This is a genomic window from Metamycoplasma salivarium (genome assembly GCF_900660445.2).
Taxonomy (GTDB): Bacteria; Bacillota_I; Bacilli_A; order Mycoplasmatales; family Metamycoplasmataceae; genus Metamycoplasma; species Metamycoplasma salivarium.
In genome coordinates, this window is sequence record NZ_LR214938.2 from 676,556 (window position 1) to 697,312 (window position 20,757).

Genomic DNA, 20,757 nt, shown 5'->3' on the forward strand with positions numbered 1-20,757 from the left:
GAAAAAATGAACGAACCAATAAAACACCATTACATACCACAATTCATTTTAAGGAATTTTAATAAAGAAGGCAATAGAGTATGTTATTGAAATATTGAAAATAATAAATTAGAAGAGTGAAGTACCTCTTCTATTTTTATGGAGAAAAATTTGTATAGGAATAATGACTATTCGGATGAACCTACAAAAATTGAAAGAAAATTTAGTCAACTAGAAAATGAAATCTCACAATTAATTAAAAATAATATCTTAAATAGAGAAGTTATTACACTTACACGAGCTGAAGCATTTAAATTAAGAAACTTTTTATTTCTTATGTCATTTCGAATAAGAGCAAAAATGCAACAATACAGAGATCAAAATTTTACTCCTGATACAAAAGAATACTTATCTTCATATGTGAAAAATGAAAACTATGAAAAATTATGATTAGAAGAGTTAAACAATATATTAGATGCTAAATCTATTGAAAATGTTCTTAATGCAGATGTAGACAGTATTATGAAAGAACAAGCATTTTCTTTCAAATCATTTTATTATCTTACATTTGTAAAAACAAAAGAACAAAATTTTTTGTTGGGCGATGTTTATCCTACTGCCGAAATTGATATTTCTCTAATTAATGATAGTCCTGAAAAGACATTCTTACATTTTTTATATCCTATTACACCAAACTTAATGATTATTCTAAATAATGTCATATTTAAAAAGCAATATGAAGCTATAAATAAATCAATGAAAGATATCGTAGATATTGATACAATAATAATGCGGTCAAAAATAAAAGGCAATTGTATATTTGAACCAATACCGCATTATGCAAAACCAAACCAATATTCACTAGATGACATTTTTGAATACCATTTAAAGCAAATCAAAAATAGTGAAGTTCTTTATATAAATTCATTAATTTTGAACGAAGCAAAAAAGGGAATTATTTTTAAAAATAAATATGGAATATATGACTCTATAAAATATTATGAAGCCCTTCTTAATATTCAAAATTCTAGAAAAAATGATTATCGTCCTCTTTTATTAGAAATACTAGATAAAAATCAAAAAAATAAGTAGAGAGTTATCACTAACAACTTTACTTGTTTTTTTATTTTTTGAACCTTACCAATCCATAAATTCTTTTCGTTTGACCCTATCATATGGTTCTAAGTCAATTTCTTGTTGATTTTGAAGATCGAAAATGAATAATTTATAATGCTTTAATGCTCATCTTAATGCTTCAATCTTATCTAAAATTATATATACATAGTCCATATGTAAAATTCCATTTTCATACCAAAAACCCAAATTATTTTCAAATGATGCATAGTATTTCTCTAGCAAATATTTTTTAGCAATTTCTTTTAATTTTTGATTAGTTATATTATGAATATCCATTTCAATTTCTTCAGGCTTGCTGATACAAACAATATATCCAGTTTTTTCATTATACGCATTATGATTTTTCATTACTATCCCAGAAGTTGAATTGATTCTTCTCATCACATTTTGATAGCTTGGACATAAAGTACTTGTTTTGCTTTGCACAATACCTCGAATACTTATAAAACCAAATCTATTTTCTTTAATATCATTAGGTAAAAGTTCAAATTTAAATTGTTTATCTTTCATTTGCTCCTTTAAATTTAAATTTGTATTTGTGGCTAATTAATATTTTAATATTAAAAAATAAAATTTAATTATCAAACCTATGTTTTAACTTAATCAAACATAATTGTCCTTATTATTAAAAGTTTTCTTATAATTATTTGTAATACATTTTAAGGGGATAAAAAATAAATATGACTATTTTAAAAGAACTTTTATACACTATTTCTAGTTTGCCACAAATTGTGAATGTTAGTTCAACAAATACTCCCAATGAAAATATCGATACAAAAAACTTAGAAAAATTGTTGAGTTTTATCAACGCCCAGGAAGGTACGATAAACAAAATTGTAAATGGCAAAGGACTTTATCAAAAACGTTTCGAAACATTAACTTTAGAAGAAAAAAAGAACTTTTTTAAAGAAGTTATGAGAAATTCTGCTACCACAAAGGAACAAAAAAATATTATTGAAGAAAAATTAAAAGATGATAAGTTTGTTAATGAACATTTAGATTCATTTTTTGATTCAACTATACAAAACATAATCAGAGCTAAAAGCAATGAAAACAAAAGCAAAAAGCAATTAAAAAATGATTTGAAAGAAAAGAAGAGACTTGAAACAGATCCTGAACATTATATAAATGATAGTAGTGAAGTTTCATCAAAGAAAATTTATGCAGAATTAAAACAATTAGAAGGAATTCTAAATGAATATGAAATTATTTTAAAACCATTACTAAAAAAAATTGAAATGATTGAAACCATAAAATATAGTTTGAATCTTTTGCAAATATTACTAGCGGCTTCTATTGTTGCAACTACAATGGTAGGTATATTTTTTCCGCCTGCCTTAACAGCTATTCCTCATCTTTCATTAGCTTCTTTTGCAATTGGCGCTATTCAAATTGCATTAGAAATGTATGTAACTGAATTAAAACAGTTAAATAATAATAATCAAAACCTTTTGAAAGCACTTAGTGTGGCGTTTCGTGGTTATGGACAATTAGGCGTTGAGAAATTACTTTCTAAGTCTTACACAAGAATTGATAAGATATATGGTTCCAATCTTACAAATAAACTAAATATTATTCTTGCTATTTGGAGTGGTATACAAAATATTCGTTCTGCAATAGCTTCCGAAAATGAAATAAGACAAATAATTTCTTTAAGGGATAAAATGCATACATTGTCAAAAGGGTTTATAAGTAGGTGAATAAATTTCCGCGAAAGAAATATATTTGTTGTTATTGAAGAAACGAAACAACATGGTGATTACCATGAAGACGGCTATGGCGGACAAAATATTTTATTTAAGAATTTAGACGAAAATAAAATTTATACATTAGAAGAAATGTTAGCGATGCCCAATCAGTATTTGCTAATGTATAAACTAATAAAGGTTCATGATAAAAACAAAGGATGATATATAAGAAGTTTACCAAACGATATTAAAGAGGATAATTTAGGGTAAAGATTTTATGAATAGTAACCCATTATATTTTTATCTATTTGTTTTATTTAGTATGCTCATGTGACTATTAATTCCACTAACATATTTTAAAACAAAAAAGGTTGTTAAACACTTTTTTTGAAAATTACGCGTATTAAATAAATTTGATGATTATAACTTCTTTTACTATATGCCAATAATGTTTGTTAGTCTTTCTGCATCAATTGCGGGTAATGTAATATCACTAATGTTTTTGATCATATATTTGAAGCATAATTTCTCTATGCCGGTCATATTTGTATATGCGATTTATCAAACTTTAAATATTTTTGCTTTGTTTATTTGTATGGAATTGTATTTAATAGTAAATAGTATAACAAGAAAAAAGATATATTCTAATTCAATTTATTTGCTAATCTTATATAGACATTTTATTAAAAACAAACCTTCAGAATTTGATTTACAAATTAAAAATATAATTTTAAATTCTCAAATTGAAAAGATTAAAGATATAAACAACATATACAAGAAGATTTTTGAATCAACTTTAAATAATAAAGGTTTATTAAATGAATTTTATTATGATTGACTTTTGTTTACGCATATTTGTAAAACACAAAAAATATCATTATTTAAAATCAATAGATTTTTTAGAAAATTATATAAAGGTGCTAAGTTAGCTAAAATGCAAAATAAAAAATAGGACTTAGCCTATTTATTCATATTCTGCTATATTTAAGACTTCTTTTTCACAGTCTTTAATTACTAGTGGAATATTTTTTTCATCATGAATTTGAGCACCTGATGCTCTATGGTGACCTCCACCATTTCATTTTAAAGCAACATTTCTCACGCAAGCACCATTTGATCTAAATTCACATCTAATTTGATCTTTTGCTTCTTGAGTAAAGAATACTCAAATTTTATTATCATCAATATTTGCTAAAAGTGAAGGTCTATTAGCTTGTAAAGGGTCTAAAATACCTAGTTTTTTTTGATTTTCTAGATCAAAATAAAATGAAACAACTTGGTTTGAGATTTTCATATTTTGTTGAACATAGGCATTAATTTTGATATCTTTTAATGTTTTTTTAGCAAGTTCATCGTGAATTAGATTTTTATTTGCATTGCATTCTCATAAATTAGCAACAATAGACAATGTTTTAGCAATTGTGGTATTTGTTGTTAATCTTACAGAATCTGTATAAATTCCTAAATATAAATAAGTTGCTGCTTTAGCATTTATTTTTCAGTTTAAACACATTGCAAGCTCAGCAACTTGCTGTGCTGCAGCTGGTGCTTCTGGTTCAATCCATCTAATTGATGCATATAAATCATCATCGTTAGGATGGTGGTCAATTCTAATAACATCAGTAAAAATTTTTTCATCAAGATAGATTCTTGATTCTAATCTTTCTTTGAAATTTGCATCAACAATAATGGCTAGCGATGAAGGCATAGGTTTTAGTTCAATATGATCCATTGTAAAATCTAAAAATGGATATGAATTTTTTGAATCTCCAATGGCATAAACTTTTTTGTTAGGAAAGTTTTCTAAAATAAGATTTTTCATTCCAAATTGTGAACCCAAACAATCTCCATCAGGGCGAATATGGTGATAAATTACAATATTGTCATATTGCTTAATTTTATTTTCAATTTGTTTGAACAAATCTAATTTTTCTTTAGTTATTGTTATCTTGTTCATATTTTATAACCTCATTTTCTAAATCGTTAATTAATGCTTTCATTTCATGTTTGTTGTGAACCGTTGCACCTGCGGCCATTTCATGGCCTCCACCAGGAGCATATTTTTCACAAATTTTGTTAATAAAGACACTATTACTTCTTATCCTACATCTAATATCACCATTATCTAAATCAATAAAAAATACTCAAACTCTACAATCACCAATGTTAGCTAATACATTAACATCATTTGCTTCGTTTTCAGATAGGTTAAATTTTTTTTGTAGTTTTTTTGTTACATGGAAATATAATACTTTGCCTTGTTTTTTGTAGTTTAATAAAACATAAGCAGAAAATCTAACTTTTCTTTCATCGCGATATGATAAAGGTAAATTGATATCTCAAACTTTAAAATGTGGTGCTGAATGTAAATAACCCATGACTTCAAAAGTTCTTTTTTGAGTATAGTCGTATTGAAATCTGCCTGAGTCAGTATTAATTCCTAAATAAATATATCTAGCTGCAGCATCACTTACTTTTCATTTTGCTTGCATAGCAATATATCCAATTTGTTCAGCAGAAGCAACATATTCATTATCCTCTCAAGTAAAATCGTAATTGATATCAGGATCAACTGGGTGATGGTCAATTCTTAAAAGTTTTGTAAATCTTTTGTCTAATAAAAATTCTGCATTTTGAATTCTATTACTATTATTCGCATCAACAACAACACCTAGTGAATTTTCATAATATTTTTTGTCGATTTTAGATTCATCATCAAAATCTCAAGTCATAAATGGAAAATTACCAATTGCATCACCAAATACAAAAACATTTTTATTTGGATAGTTGGTTTTTAATAGTTCCCTTAGTCCAAATTGTGAACCCAAGCAATCGCCATCGGGACGGATATGATGAAAAATAAAAATATTATCAAATTTTTCTAATGCGTCAAATGCAGTTTTTCAATTATTTTTAGCCATTATTTATCTCCTATAATTTTAAAAGATTCTATGTAAGTTAATTGTCTAAACAACAATAAAACTTACCATGCAATTAATATTATAAAGTATTAATTTAGTGGAATTACTAACAATAGTAATGATTCAAATTTAATTGTTATAATAATGAGTATAAGTTAATTAACATTATTTGAAAACAGGAGAGAAAATGTTAGAACAAATAGTTTTGGTAAACCAACAACAGCAAAAGGAAAACTCCTTTGCAGATATATTAAATGATGAAGTAAGACAAAAAATTACTGACATCTTTAAAAAGGATGTAAAAACTGCTGAAGATAGTAAGTTTTTACAATTGATTGTTAATGAATTACAAAAATGAAAAGAAGATGCTATAAATCATCCGAATGCATCTGAATGTCGCAATGTTTTTAATATGCAAAACAATAGCATTAACAGCAATACATATAAAGTTAGGGAAATTAAGGATATAAATGAAGTAATTAATTTATTGGATAAACAGTCTAATATGCTTGATACTATCATTAAACAAAATGAAAACAAAAATATTTCACAACTAAATGTTGCATATTCACTTACTTCTTGGGATTGGGGATATTATGTTTATGAAAGTTGAGTAGAAAAATTTATTGATAATGATTGTTGAAGCCAATGCAGAGCAAGATACTTTCAAACATTAAATAATATAAAAGGATTTAATGATGCTGCTAAAAAAATTGCAGAATGGATAGGGACGTATTTGCTTCCACTAACGGAAATTGAAGTTAATACTGGATTTCCAAAAATTGATGGTATATTAAAGCTTGGACAAGCAATAATTAGTTTTGGATGATTTATTGCAGATCAAACAGCAACTTTTACAGATAGGTTTATTCCCAATATTATTGGGATTGCTAATAATTTTAACTATGAATATACGAAATCCATTATTGAAAAATTAGATAAATTATGATTAAGACTAAAAAATGAAGTTGTTTGATTAGATAAGATAAGACCTTCATATTGACGCTTAAGAAATTCTATTAGGGATATAAAGACTGATTTACGTTCTCTTTACTTGATTGCAGAGAAAAAATATTCTGATAGCCAAAACACAGATTATTTTGGAGGATATTAAGCTTTCTTTATGATTGAATTCAAGAAGTTTGATGAATTTATGGATTTAATGAAAAAGAAATATAAGACAAGATTTTATATTTTATTTTTTATATTGAAGATATTATTTCTTTATCCTATTTTCTTTCTTTCATCATTTGCAATAACATATTTTGTATTTGGAAAGAATTTTCAAAATTGAGAATCACTTTGTAGCATCATTCTAGCTGCAATTTTTACAATATATTTATTAATTCGTTGGATATTAAAATTTTATTTTAATTTTTTTCTAAAGAAAAACATATTTAAATCATTTTTTGCAGTGATGTTTTTACTAAAATTATCATTTAATTGAAAAAAATATAATTATATTGACGAGGAAACAATAAACATTATTAAAACATTTTCAAGAAAAGGGCTAGCATTACATGGTAGTATGTCTATTTTATGGTCAAATAGCAATTTTTATAGAAAAGCCAATGATATGGATTTTATTTCGATGTCAATATCTAACAAATACTTATTAAATGATCTTTCTTTATTAAAAAACGATAATTTAAAAATTGAGATGGACAATATCTTCTATAAACTAGCTATTAATGATCATAAAATAGAAATCTTGCAACCAAAATTATTTGCAGCGAAGTTTTTTAGAAAGAAAAATGATGTTTTTATACCTAAATTAACATGACAGATTGCTATGAAGTATGTGCAAATATTTGATTGTGTTTTTAATGTAGGTATCTCACAAGAAAAAATAAAAGAATCAGTTATAGATTTAGCTTTTCTTTTAACTGACAGAATTGTTTATAGTAAGAATATAATTAAAACATTTATCTTGAATAGTCTTTCAAATTTATTTGTTAAGTATTTCACCAACAATGCAACATATTCTTTTGATGACGAAGAATACAAGAGCAGATTAGATAATTTTTTTAAATCCGAAGTATTCAATATTCTTAAAGAAAATAATTTGTCTTGAATTTATAGAAAAATTTTTAGCATATACAAGAAAATTGTAAACGATGAGCAAATAAAAGCAATAAATTCTAATATAAACAATTTGTTGCAAAACAAAGACGATTTATATAAAGAATTATTGTCACTTGGCAACATTAAAAGTTTATCGTCTCTCAAAATTTATTTTGATACTAAAGAAGAAAGAGAGCTTGCATATTCAAAAATAATTATTAGTCCAAATGTTGCAAAACTTTTAACGTATTTTCCATATTTAGTAAACGAGAAAAAACAAATAGATGTTAGATATTATCTTCTAAGTAAATTATCAATTTAGTTAACTTTTCATTTTAATTTATTAGTATTGCTTTTATTCAAAATTTTATTTTCATGTTCTAATAGATAAATTTTTGCATCGATTCCACAAGAAAATCCAGTTAGAGTTTTATTTGAACCAACAACTCTATGGCAAGGAACAATAATTAATAATGGATTTTTAGCAACTGCATTGCCAATTGCTTGACATGACATTTTTGCTTGCTTTGTTGTTATGATTATGCTATTTGCCAAATCTTTATAACTAATTGTTTGACCAAATGTTGCAAGCTCCTGTAAACTTTTTCAAACGAGCTTTTGAAAATTAGTACCAATAAATTTGATTTTGGGATATGCTAAAACTTGTTTATTCTTAAAATAAGTATCAAGTCATAATTGCACTTTGCAAAAAACAAAATTTGAAGATTCGTCTTCAATATCCTGCGATAGATTCTTATCATCTACTAACTCGATTTTAGTAATAAATTCATCATCACTTTCTAACAAAAGTGTTCCAATTGGAGACTCATATTTCGCGAAATGTTTCATAATGATTAATTATTGGTTTTAAGCTTAGTTTGATTTTCATTGTATAAATGAATATCATTTTCAATTTCTTTTGCCTTGTCTAATTTTTCTCAAGGCAAATCTAAATCTAGTCTTCCAACATGACCAAAAGTCGCTAATGGTAAATAAGATACATTTAATAAATTTAGTGTGTTAATAATACCTTCAACACTTAAATCAAAATGTTTATTGATTAAGTTAATCAAAAATTCTTGTGAATATTTATTATCTCCAAAAGTATCAATATAAATACTTTGAGGTCTAGGCAAACCAATTGCATACGAAAGTTGAATTTCTATCTTATTATTTACATTAGCAGCAACTAAATTTTTAGCAATATATCTTGCCATATAAGCAGCAGAACGATCAATTTTTGTTGCATCTTTGCCAGAAAATGCACCACCACCATGATGTGCAAATCCCCCATAAGTATCAACAATAATTTTTCTACCAGTAAGTCCGGTATCTCCTTTAGGCCCTCCAATAACAAACTTACCTGTTGGGTTAATTAATATTTCATAATCTAAATTAAAATTATTTTCTTTTGCAACAAAGTCAATAATATTTTCTTTTACAAATTTCTTGAATTTAGTTTCATTAAAATTTTCGTCATGTTGAATTGACATAAGTACTTTTTTAATTAGAATTTTGTCAGTTTGATCATCATATTCCATAGTTACTTGTGATTTCATATCAGCTTTTGCATAAGGAAATTTTTTGTTTCTTCTTAAAAATTCCGCTCTTTTAACAAGTTCATGTGCTAAAACAATCGGCCAAGGCATAAAATATTTATTTTCATTAGTTGCATAGCCAAACAAAATTCCTTGATCGCCTGCACCCAGTTCTTTATTAGCATTTTTATCAACACCCATTGCAATATCTGGACTTTGAGGAATAATAGCACTAATAATTTTAAAGTCAGTTTCTTTATAACCTAATGGTTTTAAAATTTTTCAAGCTTCTTTTGTTGTATCAACATAACCTTTAGTTGTAATTTGACCACCAATATAAATAAAGTCATCATTTGCAATGACATCACATGCAATTCTTGATGTTTTATCTTGTTTTAATAAACTATCAACAACTGCGTCACTAATTTGATCACAAATTTTATCAGGATGGCCTGCACCAACTGATTCTGAAGTTAATAAATATTTCATATTTTCTCCTTATAAAAATTTAATTCCCATTTTTTTAGCATTTTCATAGTTTTTATCATCTCAGACGCTAACTTGAACCTCTCCAATATGCTGTTTTTCTAAAAGTAACATTGCTATTCGACTTTGACCAATTCCACCACCAATTGTAAAAGGCAATGCATTGTCAATTATATTTTTGTGATATTTGCTTAATAAAGAAATTTCATTTTCATTAGTCCCATATTGTTTGATAATAGCATCTTTGTTAACTCTAATTCCCATACTACTTAATTCCATTGCACAATTATGCAACTTATCATAAACAATTAAATCACCATTTAAAGTTCAATCATCATAGTCTTTTGCCCTTGATGAATGTGGATTTCCATCTTTTAATTTATTTCCAATTTCAATAATAAAGACTGATCCTTTTTCTTTAACAATTTCATTTTCTCTTTCTTTTGGAGTTAAAGTTGGATATTTTTTATACAAATCTTTTGCAGTAATAAAAAATATTTGTTTGCTTAATTTATTTGAAAGTTGTGGATATATTTTGTTAATTTCTTTTTCAGTATATAAAAGACAGTTATAAATTTTTTTAACAATTTTCTTTAAAAAACTAATATTGCGATCACTTTCTTTAATGATTAATTCTCAATCTCATTGATCAACATAAAGTGAATGAAATTCATCTAAATCCTCTTCTTTACGAATTGCATTCATATCAGCATATAAGCCTTCATAAACTGAAAATTCATATTTTTTTAAAGCATTTCTTTTTCATTTAGCAAGTGAATGAACAATTTCGATTTCACCATCTAAATCTTTAATTGTAAAACTAACTGGTCTTTCTCCATTTAATGTGTCATTTAAGCCGGTTTTCTTTAAAACAAATAAAGGAGCGCTAACACGATGCAAATTCAATGTTTTTGCTAATTTGTTTGAGAATAATGTTTTTAATTTGCTAATTGCAAGTTGTGTTTCTTTTAAAGTAAGTTTTTCTTTTGTCATATTATCTTAGATTATTATATTGCATCCCTTAGTTTTTAATTTATTAAAGCAGAAAATAAAAAATGCAATGACTTTTTGCCATTACACCTTGTCTTTAACCTTCTACTTAACAAGAAAGTTTTTAAATAGTAGCCAAGATTAATATCTATTTTTAGCATGATCTAACAATTATCAAATAAGGAAGAAAAATAATGAGAAATTATTTAACAACTGAGCAATAACTAAATTTTTGATATACAAATTAAGAGAAAAAAGTGAAAGAGAGCTCTATTAAGGAAAGAAAGTTCATTTTAAATAATTAATTAATAATTTTTTTAACTAAATTAACCTCATATAAACATTAGTCTGCCTAATTTTTTTAAGATTTTCATTAATTAACAATTTGTTAGTTTTGATTGTTAAAAGTAACATTTTTTTCATTTTCTCTCTTCTTTGATTATATAGTATAATAATTATATCTTTTTTATTTATTAATACAAGGAGGGGAAATGAAAAACATTAAAAAACTTAGCAAAAGTGCAATTATTTTGTATTTTGTAGAACTAGTTTTAGCATTTGCAATAATTGGACTAGCGGTTTCAGCAATATCAGCAATTGGTCTTGAAAGATATAAAGACTGAAAAAATCTAAGCGAAGCTGAAAAAACAAAAATTATGCCTTATTTAATTGGTGTACTTGTTTGTGCAGTCTTTATTTTACCAATAGGTTTGGCAACATTTGTTTTAGAAATAGTTGTTGCAGTTAAAGGATTAGCAACTAAAAAAGAAAGTGGAGATAACATTATTTACATCTTACTTTTAATAGGCATTTTCGTATTGCCTTTAATGGCCTTGATTTGTTTATTCATTATTGTTTGCAAAAAAGATGTTCCTGTTGCACAAAATGCAACATTTAATAATTCAGAACAACAAAATAATGTAAATAATCAAAACAATCAACCAAACTACTAAAATAAAAAACTAGTTTAGTTACTAATCTAATGAATAGTCTTTCTAAGCTAGTTTTTTATTTTTCAAATTTAGATTACCAATTGGAAATATTTCTTCCATTTTCATCTTTTTGAACACCACACACTGCTAAAATAAAATCAATAAGTATTCAAAGCCCCCCAAATCCAAAAGTCAGTAATTTCAAGATTCCCAATAGAATTCTTCCTCCATAAAATCTATCAACTCCCAAATATCCTAAGAAAAAAGCAAGCAGAGTTAATGCAAGCCTACTTTTTGGTGATGCATTTACATTAGAATTAGAAAATTGTTGGTTTGATTTATTCATTTTTTACTCCTCAAATATTTTTAATTTGTTAAACACTTAAATTATAATATTAGCAAATCAATTAGGAGTGAGAAATATGAATTTATCAATCAAAAATGTCGCGAAGAAATTGCAACTTAAAGATATTCAAGTTGAAAAAACATTAGAGTTATTAGAACAAGGATGTACAGTTCCTTTTATTTCAAGATATAGAAAAAATATTACTGAAGGTTTAGATGAAGAACAAATTGCAAAAATTGAAGAACTTTATAAATATGATGTTGAATTAGAAAAAAGAAAAGAAGCAATTTTGAATATTTTGGAAGAAAATAAACTACTAACAGATGAATTAAAATTAAAAATTCAAAATGCAAGCACAAAACAAGAGCTTGAAAACATTTATGAACCTTTCAAAATTGGCAAGAAAACCAAAGCTTCTGAAGCGATTGCAATGGGCCTCTTACCTTTGGCTGAAAAAATTATGTCTGAAACATCACAGGATTTTAATGTTTTTAATGAATGCAAAAAATATTTCAATGATAAACTAACAACAACTGAGCAAATAATTGAACAAGTTAAATACATTATTGCACAAATTATTTCTCAAGATATTTCCACAAGGGAATTTGTTAAAAATAATCTAATTAGTTATGGAACTATTGAAGCTAAGGTTAAAAAAGATGCTAATGATGAAAAACAAGTGTTTTTACAATACTATGATTTTAAAGAAAGAGTTAAATTTATTCCAAACCATAGAATATTAGCAATCTCACGTGGCGCTGATAAGAAGATTTTATCTTATGATATTTCATTTAATGAAAAGCCTATTCAATATGAGCTTAGGAACAAATATTTTGTGAACAAAAGAACAGCATTTATTATTAATGATTCAATCGATGATAGTTTAAAAAGGTTGATATATCCTTCTATTATTAGAGAAATTAAAACCGATTTATTTGAAAGAGCAGAAGCTGAAGCAATTAAATTATTTGCAAAAAGCGTCGAACAAATGTTACTTGCACCTGCTGTCAAAAACAAAAAAGTTATGGCAATTGACCCCGCTTACGTTAATGGCTGTAAAATCGCTATTTTAGATGAAAATGGTAATTTTTTAGAAAAAGCAATTATTTATCCTAACCCACCAAAACCTAATTTGGATAAAGCTAAAGAAATTGTTAATAAATTGTTAGACAAATATGAATCAGATTTAATTTTAATAGGTAATGGAACTGCGAGCCATGAAACTAAGGATTTTATTACAAACCTTTTAAATTGAAGAAAAGAAGTAAATGGGCAAGAAAATGCAAAATGTTTAGTAGTTTCTGAAATTGGTGCATCAGTTTATTCTGCTTCAAAAAATGCAATTGAAGAATTTCCAAATTTATCTGTTGAAGAAAGATCTGCAATTTCAATTGGTCGTAGATATCAAGATCCATTAAATGAGCTTGTTAAGATTGATCCTAAAGCAATTGGCGTTGGGCAATATCAACACGATGTAGACCAAAAAATGCTTGAAAATGAGCTAGAATTTAAAGTCAATAAGGTAGTTAATGAAGTTGGAGTTAACCTAAATACTGCAAGTGAATATATTCTCAGATATATTTCAGGCTTAACAAAAACATTAGCTAAAAAAATTGTTGAGCATCGAAATAAAATCAAAGAATTTACCAACCGTGAAGAACTTAAGGAAATTAAAGGAATTAGTGATAAAGTTTATGAACAAGCAATCGGTTTTTTAAGACTTTATAATTCAAATGTTTTTTATGATAAAACAAATATTCACCCAGAAAGTTACAAACTTGCTGATTCATTAGTTAAATATTTAAATATCGATTTAAGTCAAATTGATAAAAAACTTTTACAAAATATTGATAAAAATAAGATTATGAATGATCTTAAAATCAATGAATTTGATTTGAATTTAATTATTGATTCTTTATTAAATCCAGGCAAAGATATAAGAGACCAAAAAGCTGGATTTACAATAAATGAGAATATTACAAAAGCTGAAGATTTGCATGTTGGACAAATTATATCTGGTCAAGTTTTGAATTTAACTGATTTTGGTGCATTTGTTTTTATAGGAATTAAACAAAGTGTCTTAGTTCATGTTTCACATATGAAACGCACTGAAAACGAATTTATCAACAAACCATCTGATGTTTTAAACATTGGTGATACTGTTCAAATTAAAATCTTAGACATTGATTTAGAACGCAATAGAATTCATGGGCAAATTATTTGATAAAAATTTTTTTTGTTATATAATTAAATTCGTAATATTTAAAACATTAGAAAAAGTTGGCGTGTTGCTAACTTTTTTATATAGAAAGGCAAATGCTATGGAAAGTAGTGATTTAAAATTTAAAGAATTCTTAAGAAGTATTTTTAATTTATCAAATTTAAGAAATATTCCAAAAGAAGTAATTATTGATTATTTTAAACAATCAGTTGAGAAAGTTATTTATGGAACTTATGATGAAGATGCAGAACTTGAATTTATTATTGATGAAGCAAATAATAATTTATCAATTATCAACCACAAGAAATTAGTTGTTGAAGACCCAAAAAATCCAAGTGATATAGTTAGATTTATTGAAGTTCCTCTTTCAATTGCAAAAACAATTAAAGAAAAAGCAAAAATTGATGATTTTGTTAGTGAAGAAATTGATTTGGATAGTTTTTCAAAACGTGATTTTGTCAAAATTTTAGAAAATTTCAAAGGTTTAATTAATGATTTTGAAAAAAATAGAATTATTAATGACTACCAAAACAAAATTGGCGAAGTTGTAAAAGCTAGATTAAGTCAATATCAAAAGAATGGAATTTTACTAGAACTTGTCGAAAATCCTAAAGTTATAGCATTTATGCCAAATTCAGCTGCTAATAAGAAAATTACAGATTCACTATCTCCAGCAGATACAATTGATGTATGTATTGTTTCACTTTTGCAAGATAACAAAAACGCACAACTTTTAGTGTCAAATGTTGATGATAAAATTTTAGTTAAATTGTTTTACAATGAAATTCCTGAGGTTGCACAAGGTTATGTTGAAATTGCTTATATTGCAAGAATTGCTGGGCTTAGATCGAAAGTTGTTGTTAAAAAATCACCAACCGCGCCTGCATATATTGAAGAAATCGGTTCAATTATTGGAAGAAATGCTGCAAGAATTTCTGCAATTTCTGAACAATTAAAAGGAGAAAAAATCGATTTAGTACAATATTCTGAAGATAAAAAGCAGTTAATTATGAATGCAATTAGCCCTGCTAAAGTAATTGATATTATTCAAACTAAACCAACAAATGGTTCTAAATCTGCTTATATTGTGATTGTTCCTGATGTTCAACACACACTTGCAATTGGCAAAAAAGGACATAATGTTTTACTAGCATCTGATATTGTTAAAGCAAAATTAGACATCATTAGCCAATCAGAAGCTGATGAAAAACATATTGCTTATAACATAGAAAATGGAAATGTAACTGATGAAGATTTCAAGATTTTAGAACAAGGAAAAAAACTTCGTTCAAATTTCAAATCAAGACAAAAAACTCCAATTGGATTTGATGATAAAAATAAAATTAATTTGGATGATTTTGCAATGGAAATTGCAGAAATGCAATCACAAATTAAATCAACTAATTTTGAAGAACAATTATTAGGTTCAAATCTAACTGACACTATTGATGCAACAATTGAAGAAGCAAGAGAAAATGTCTTAGATACAAACAATACTGAAGATGTTTATAAGGATTTAGAAAAAGCAATTAAAAATAATAAAACTGACGAAAAAGACGACTATGAAAAAATTGCAAAAACTAAACTAAAAGATTTCCAACAAGATAATGATATTTTAGGTGATATTGATTTAAGTGATATTAATGATGAAGACTGAGAATAAAATCATTTCAAGAAAATCAATTGTTGATGGACAAATTTATCCAATTTCTGAGCTAATTAGGTTTGCAAAATTAAAAAATGGTGAAGTCCATTTTGATCCAGAAAGTAATTTAAAAGGCAAAGGTGCATATTGTTTAAACAATATTTCACAACTTGATATTTTATTTAAGAGAAAACTTCTAAACAAAACATTTAGGCAAAATATTGACATTGAAATGTATAATACTATAAAAAGTGAGGTGGATGAATGGATAAAAAGCAAGATAAAAGAAAATCAAATATAGCAAATATTAAAGAACAATTAAGCCAAGGAAAAACCACTGCCTTACAAGATGGAGTTTTCATTTTTCATGGTCCTTTAACAATTTCTGAATTTGCAGAAAAAATTAAAAAAACGCCTGCACAAATTATTACTTATTATTTTAAAATGGGAAAAATGAAAACCATTAACACTTCATTAAACGAAGAGGAAATTGCAGAACTTTGTTTAGAATTTAATTTAGATTTTAAAAAAGAAGACAATGTCGATGCACAAAATTTATTTGACAAATTGGAAATTGCTGATGATCCTAAAGATTTAACAGTTAGACCACCAATTGTTACTATTATGGGACATGTTGATCATGGAAAAACTACTTTAATTGACCAAATTCGTAAATCAAATATTTTAGATTCAGAATTTGGAGGAATTACACAACATACAGGGGCTTATCAAGTTGCATTTAAAAACCGAAAAATTACATTTTTAGATACTCCTGGCCATGAAGCATTTACCGAAATGCGTGCTCGTGGAGCGAAAGTAACTGACATTGTTGTTATTGTAGTTGCTGCTGACGATGGAGTTAAACCTCAAACTATAGAAGCAATTGACCATGCTAAAGCCGCCAATGTTCCAATTATTGTTTTTGTTAACAAAATTGATAAACCTCAAATTGATTTAGAAAAGGTTAAATCTCAACTTGCAGAACATGATATTGTGTGTGAAGAATGAGGCGGTAATGTTCAATTTGTTTATGGTTCAGCGATAAAAAATCAAAACATTGATCAACTTTTAGAAGCAATTTTCTTGCAAGCAGATATGCTAGATTTAAAAGCAAACTTAAATCGTGATCCAATTGGAACTATTATTGAATCAAAATTGGATAAAGGTAAAGGTGTTGTTTCAACAGTTATTGTTCAAAATGGTACTTTATATCCAAGAGATTTTATTGTTGCTGGCGCACAATTTGGAAATATTAGAAGTTTAACAACCGTTGAAGGAAAACCATTAGAAAAAGCATTACCTGGAACTCCTTGTGTTATTACAGGACTTAATCACAATCCTTTAGCTGGTGATAGATTTGTTGTTTTAAAAGATGAAAAATTTGCTAAAAAATTAGCTGATGAAAAATCTTATTTAGATAAACAAAAAGAAATCAACACTAAAAATGCTATCAACATTGAAGATGGTATGAAAGTCATTAACATTATTATTAAAACTGATGTTCAAGGAACTGCAGAAGCAATTAAAAATTCAGTTTCTAAAATTAAAAATGATGAAGTTTTAATTAATGTTATTAGAGCAAATGCCGGAGAAATTAATAAAGCAGATGTAATTTTAGCCGAAGCTTCAAATGCAAGGATTTATGCATTCAATAATTCTTCAATTAGTGGTGATATTGCAAAATTAGCCGAGCTTAGAAATGTAAAAATCAAAAAGCACAACATTATTTACAAAATAATTGAGGAATTAGAAGCATTAGCAAAAACTTTAAAAGAACCAGTTTATGAAGAAAAAGGAATTGGTCAAGCACAAGTTATTCAATTATTTTATTATTCTAAAGTTGGAACTATTGCTGGATGTAAACAACTACAAGGTGTATGTAAAGAATTTTGTAAAGTTGAAGTTTTTAGAAAAGGAAAATCAATTTTTAAAGGAAATATTAATTCCTTAAAAAGAGAAAAGAATGATGTCAAAATTGTTGAAAAAGGGTTTGATTTTGGAACTCATATCAAAGACTTTGATAAAATAGAAGTAGATGATGAATTAAAATTTTATGAGGATGTATTAAAAGATGAATAGTATTACACATGAAAGAAAAGCTAGCTTATTATTAAAACTAATTGGAGATGCATTTTATGAGTTACAAGACTTTGATACAACAAATGTTGCAATCAATGATGTTACTTTAACAAACGATGGTTCATATGCAAAAGTTTATGTAACATTTTTTAAAGACAAAGAAAGATATTTAGAAAAAGTTACTAAAATGACACCATTTATTCGTTCAGTTGTTGCAAGAAATTGACACTACAAAAAATTGCCAGAACTTAAATTCAACATTGATACTGTTGAACCTGAAGCTGCTAGAATTGAAAAGATTCTAGATAATCTTAAAAAATAACAATATGCAAAATAAATTTGACGCCATAGTTATTGGCGGAGGCCACGCTGGTATCGAAGCTAGTTATGCTCTCGCTAAGCGTGGTTTTTATGTAGCGTTAATTACTTTAAATAAAAATAAACTTGCAATGTTACCTTGCAATCCTTCAATTGGAGGTTCTGCTAAAGGAATAATTACTAGAGAAATTGACACCTTGGGTGGAATGCAAGGTATTTTTGCTGACAAAGCAATGATTCAAATTAAGATGTTAAATTCTTCAAAAGGTCCTGCAGTTTGATCATTGCGTGCCCAAATTGACAAAGATAAATATTGCAAAATTATCTTAGATGATATTCTAAAAAATAAACATATTACTTTAATTGAAGATGAAGTTGAAGATTTAATTGTTAAAGATAATACTTGTCTTGGAGTTGTTACTAAAAATAATGGTGAAATATATTCTAAGGTAACAATAATGACGACAGGTGTTTATATGAACGCAAGAATCTTGCGTGGTGAGAATGTTGCTTATGAAGGACCTGATAAAGAAAAAAGAAGCAGTAAACTTTCTGAAAATCTTAAAAAATATGGGTTTGAAATTTTACGTTTAAAAACTGGAACTCCTTGCAGAATTTATACAGATTCAATTGATTTTTCAAAAGTTGAAAAAGAATTTTTAGAGCCTAATGAACTTTCATTTTCAAAACATTCAAACATTAAATTAGATAGCCAAACTTGTTGCTATTTGACACATAGCACACAAGAAACTAAAGAAATTGTTGAAAAGAATATTAAGAAAAGTTCTTTATATTCAGGACTTATTATTGGTATAGGTCCTAGATATTGTCCTAGCTTTGAAGATAAAATTGTTAGATTTCCTGATAAAGTGTCACATCATATTTTCTTTGAACCAGAAACTGCTAAAGGCGATATTATGTACATTAATGGGCTTTCAACTTCAATGCCAGAAGATGTCCAAGATTTAATGGTTAAATCAATTCCTGGACTTGAACATGCTAAAGTGCAAAAATATGGATATGCTATTGAATATGATGCAATAAATCCATTAAATTTATATAAATCTTTAGAATCTAAGAAATTAAACAATTTCTTTTCCGCAGGTCAGCCCAACGGTACAAGCGGTTATGAAGAAGCAGCAGCGCAAGGCTTAATTGCTGGAATTAATGCAGCAAATAAATTAGACAATATGTCTCCTTTAGAAATTGCTAGGTCAGATGGTTATATTGGAGTTTTAATTGATGATATTGTTACCAAAGGTACAAATGAACCTTATAGAATGTTAACAAGTAGAGCTGAATACCGTTTGATTTTAAGAAATGACAATATTGATGAACGTTTATCCAAATATGCTTATGAAAATAAAATGATTTCTAAGGCTGAATATGATGAAGTTGTTAATAAATATAAATTGATTAACAAAAGAATTCAAGAACTTAAAAATGAATATGTTTCATCAACATCTGATATAGGACTTAAATACAATGTTGTTAATGGTTCTTCAAAATTAAAATTATTAGCAAATCCAGAAGTTGATTCCATTGATGTTTTAGGTAAAGATTTTCCATATCCTAATGAACTTACTATTCAAGTTAGATTATTTGGATATGTTAAAAAACAACAATCAATGGCCGAAAAAATGAACCATTTAGAGAAATTAAAACTATCAACTGAAATTGATTATTATCAAGTTCCTAATTTAGCCATAGAAGCTAGAGAAAAATTAAATAAAATAAAACCCACCACAATTGGTCAAGCTTCAAGAATTAGCGGAATAAATCCCGCTGATATTCAAATGTTAATCTATTGATTAAATAACAAGAAATAAAATATGAAAATTAATATTATTGCAGTTGGTAGTTTAAATGATAAATACAAACCTATTTATCAAGAATATATTAAAAAGATTAACTTTTTTGCATCGATTAATTTAATTGAAATTAAAGAAATTGTTGAAGAAAATATCGAACTTAAAATTAAAAAAGAAACAAAATTAATTTTAGAAAAAATTCCTAAAAATTCGCATGTTATATATTTATCATTGTATGGCAAAAAAATGGATAGCATTGAATTTAGCAAAATGTTAGATGTTGATAATTTAACATTTATTATTGGTGGTAGTAATGGAGTTGATGAAACATATTTTTTAAATAAAATATCATTTTCAGATTTAACTTTTCCACATCAACTTTTTAGAATTATGTTAGTTGAACAAATTTTTCGTGGTTTTGCTATTAAAAATAACATTAAATATCATAAGTAAATTTTAATTTGATTTAAATTATCTTTCCAAGAATTTTGGATAGATTTTTTTATTTGGCAATAAAAAACCAAATGCTAATGCATTTGGCAAATTGTTTAATTTGATTAACCACAATATTGAGCATAGTAGTTGGACTGAATTGTAGTGTC

Annotated in this window: 20 protein-coding genes; 13 read left to right on the forward strand and 7 right to left on the reverse strand. The window is 26.5% G+C overall.

Annotation, left to right across the window (positions count from 1 at the left end; all coding sequences use genetic code 4):
* The first annotated feature begins 6 nt into the window (after window positions 1–6).
* Entirely contained in the window at window positions 7–1,071 is a 1,065-nt protein-coding gene (locus tag EXC60_RS03015) for a DUF4238 domain-containing protein (protein ID WP_024543877.1), read from the forward strand.
* 45 nt (window positions 1,072–1,116) lie between these two features.
* Here EXC60_RS03015 and EXC60_RS03020 read toward each other — a convergent pair whose 3' ends face one another.
* Window positions 1,117–1,626 (reverse strand): hypothetical protein, encoded by a 510-nt coding sequence (locus tag EXC60_RS03020; RefSeq protein WP_024543878.1) that lies wholly within the window; start codon window positions 1,624–1,626, stop codon window positions 1,117–1,119.
* A 170-nt stretch (window positions 1,627–1,796) separates the two neighbouring features.
* On the opposite strand from EXC60_RS03020, the gene EXC60_RS03025 reads away from it, so the two are divergent.
* Both EXC60_RS03025 and EXC60_RS06945 read left to right on the forward strand, forming a co-directional pair.
* The gene (locus tag EXC60_RS03025) at window positions 1,797–3,074 is read left to right on the forward strand and encodes a hypothetical protein (protein WP_024543879.1); all 1,278 of its coding nucleotides are present in this window, start codon (window positions 1,797–1,799) and stop codon (window positions 3,072–3,074) included.
* A gap of 178 nt (window positions 3,075–3,252) precedes the next feature.
* Window positions 3,253–3,756, forward strand: a complete 504-nt coding sequence (locus tag EXC60_RS06945) for a hypothetical protein (RefSeq protein WP_198433440.1) — start codon at window positions 3,253–3,255, stop codon at window positions 3,754–3,756.
* A 12-nt stretch (window positions 3,757–3,768) separates the two neighbouring features.
* Here the strand turns inward: EXC60_RS06945 and nrnA (EXC60_RS03035) are convergent, their stop codons facing one another.
* A complete protein-coding gene (nrnA, locus tag EXC60_RS03035; RefSeq protein WP_029670534.1) occupies window positions 3,769–4,761 on the reverse strand; it encodes a bifunctional oligoribonuclease/PAP phosphatase NrnA in 993 nt (330 codons plus the stop codon).
* Complete coding sequence (gene nrnA / locus EXC60_RS03040; RefSeq protein WP_024543882.1) at window positions 4,739–5,725, reverse strand: bifunctional oligoribonuclease/PAP phosphatase NrnA; 987 nt, start codon at window positions 5,723–5,725, stop codon at window positions 4,739–4,741. The genes nrnA (EXC60_RS03035) and nrnA (EXC60_RS03040) overlap by 23 nt, the downstream gene beginning before the upstream one ends.
* Before the next feature lie 187 nt (window positions 5,726–5,912).
* Between nrnA (EXC60_RS03040) and EXC60_RS06950 the strand changes: the two genes are divergently transcribed.
* Entirely contained in the window at window positions 5,913–6,839 is a 927-nt protein-coding gene (locus EXC60_RS06950; protein WP_024543883.1) for a hypothetical protein, read from the forward strand.
* 9 nt (window positions 6,840–6,848) lie between these two features.
* Window positions 6,849–8,111: an MAG4530 family protein gene (locus tag EXC60_RS06955; RefSeq protein ID WP_024543884.1), complete on the forward strand. Its 1,263-nt coding sequence runs from the start codon at window positions 6,849–6,851 to the stop codon at window positions 8,109–8,111.
* Here the strand turns inward: EXC60_RS06955 and EXC60_RS03055 are convergent.
* Genes EXC60_RS03055 through asnA form a run of 3 tightly spaced genes read right to left on the reverse strand, consistent with a single transcriptional unit; the run spans window position 8,108 to window position 10,806 of the window.
* Window positions 8,108–8,638, reverse strand: coding sequence for a methylated-DNA--[protein]-cysteine S-methyltransferase (locus tag EXC60_RS03055; RefSeq protein ID WP_024543885.1), 531 nt, complete (start codon window positions 8,636–8,638; stop codon window positions 8,108–8,110). The two genes, EXC60_RS06955 and EXC60_RS03055, sit on opposite strands and share 4 nt — an antisense overlap.
* Window positions 8,639–8,643: 5 nt before the next feature.
* On the reverse strand, window positions 8,644–9,816 hold the full coding sequence (gene metK, locus EXC60_RS03060) for a methionine adenosyltransferase (protein WP_024543886.1): 1,173 nt from the start codon (window positions 9,814–9,816) through the stop codon (window positions 8,644–8,646).
* A 9-nt stretch (window positions 9,817–9,825) separates the two neighbouring features.
* Complete coding sequence (gene asnA, locus EXC60_RS03065; RefSeq protein WP_024543887.1) at window positions 9,826–10,806, reverse strand: aspartate--ammonia ligase; 981 nt, start codon at window positions 10,804–10,806, stop codon at window positions 9,826–9,828.
* Window positions 10,807–11,294: 488 nt separating this feature from the next.
* Between asnA and EXC60_RS06960 the strand changes: the two genes are divergently transcribed.
* Window positions 11,295–11,756, forward strand: a complete 462-nt coding sequence (locus tag EXC60_RS06960; RefSeq protein ID WP_024543888.1) for a hypothetical protein — start codon at window positions 11,295–11,297, stop codon at window positions 11,754–11,756.
* Window positions 11,757–11,829: 73 nt separating this feature from the next.
* Here the strand turns inward: EXC60_RS06960 and EXC60_RS03075 are convergent, their stop codons facing one another.
* Window positions 11,830–12,081, reverse strand: coding sequence for a TM2 domain-containing protein (locus tag EXC60_RS03075; protein WP_024543889.1), 252 nt, complete (start codon window positions 12,079–12,081; stop codon window positions 11,830–11,832).
* A 76-nt stretch (window positions 12,082–12,157) separates the two neighbouring features.
* Here EXC60_RS03075 and EXC60_RS03080 point away from each other — a divergent pair, with 76 nt between their 5' ends.
* The 7 genes from EXC60_RS03080 (at window position 12,158) to EXC60_RS03110 (ending at window position 20,608) form a co-directional block, all read left to right on the forward strand.
* A complete protein-coding gene (locus EXC60_RS03080) occupies window positions 12,158–14,308 on the forward strand; it encodes a Tex-like N-terminal domain-containing protein (RefSeq protein WP_024543890.1) in 2,151 nt (716 codons plus the stop codon).
* Window positions 14,309–14,402: 94 nt separating this feature from the next.
* The gene (gene nusA, locus EXC60_RS03085) at window positions 14,403–15,965 is read left to right on the forward strand and encodes a transcription termination/antitermination protein NusA (RefSeq protein WP_029670538.1); all 1,563 of its coding nucleotides are present in this window, start codon (window positions 14,403–14,405) and stop codon (window positions 15,963–15,965) included.
* Window positions 15,946–16,248, forward strand: coding sequence for a YlxR family protein (locus EXC60_RS03090; RefSeq protein ID WP_129619932.1), 303 nt, complete (start codon window positions 15,946–15,948; stop codon window positions 16,246–16,248). Before nusA ends, EXC60_RS03090 begins: the two co-directional genes overlap by 20 nt.
* Window positions 16,212–18,026 (forward strand): translation initiation factor IF-2, encoded by a 1,815-nt coding sequence (infB, locus tag EXC60_RS06965; protein ID WP_024543893.1) that lies wholly within the window; start codon window positions 16,212–16,214, stop codon window positions 18,024–18,026. The genes EXC60_RS03090 and infB overlap by 37 nt, the downstream gene beginning before the upstream one ends.
* Window positions 18,019–18,348, forward strand: a complete 330-nt coding sequence (gene rbfA, locus EXC60_RS03100) for a 30S ribosome-binding factor RbfA (protein WP_024543894.1) — start codon at window positions 18,019–18,021, stop codon at window positions 18,346–18,348. The genes infB and rbfA overlap by 8 nt, the downstream gene beginning before the upstream one ends.
* A gap of 4 nt (window positions 18,349–18,352) precedes the next feature.
* Window positions 18,353–20,173, forward strand: a complete 1,821-nt coding sequence (mnmG, locus tag EXC60_RS03105; protein WP_024543895.1) for a tRNA uridine-5-carboxymethylaminomethyl(34) synthesis enzyme MnmG — start codon at window positions 18,353–18,355, stop codon at window positions 20,171–20,173.
* Between the two features lie 3 nt (window positions 20,174–20,176).
* On the forward strand, window positions 20,177–20,608 hold the full coding sequence (locus EXC60_RS03110) for a 23S rRNA (pseudouridine(1915)-N(3))-methyltransferase RlmH (protein WP_024543896.1): 432 nt from the start codon (window positions 20,177–20,179) through the stop codon (window positions 20,606–20,608).
* Window positions 20,609–20,757: the final 149 nt, after the last annotated feature.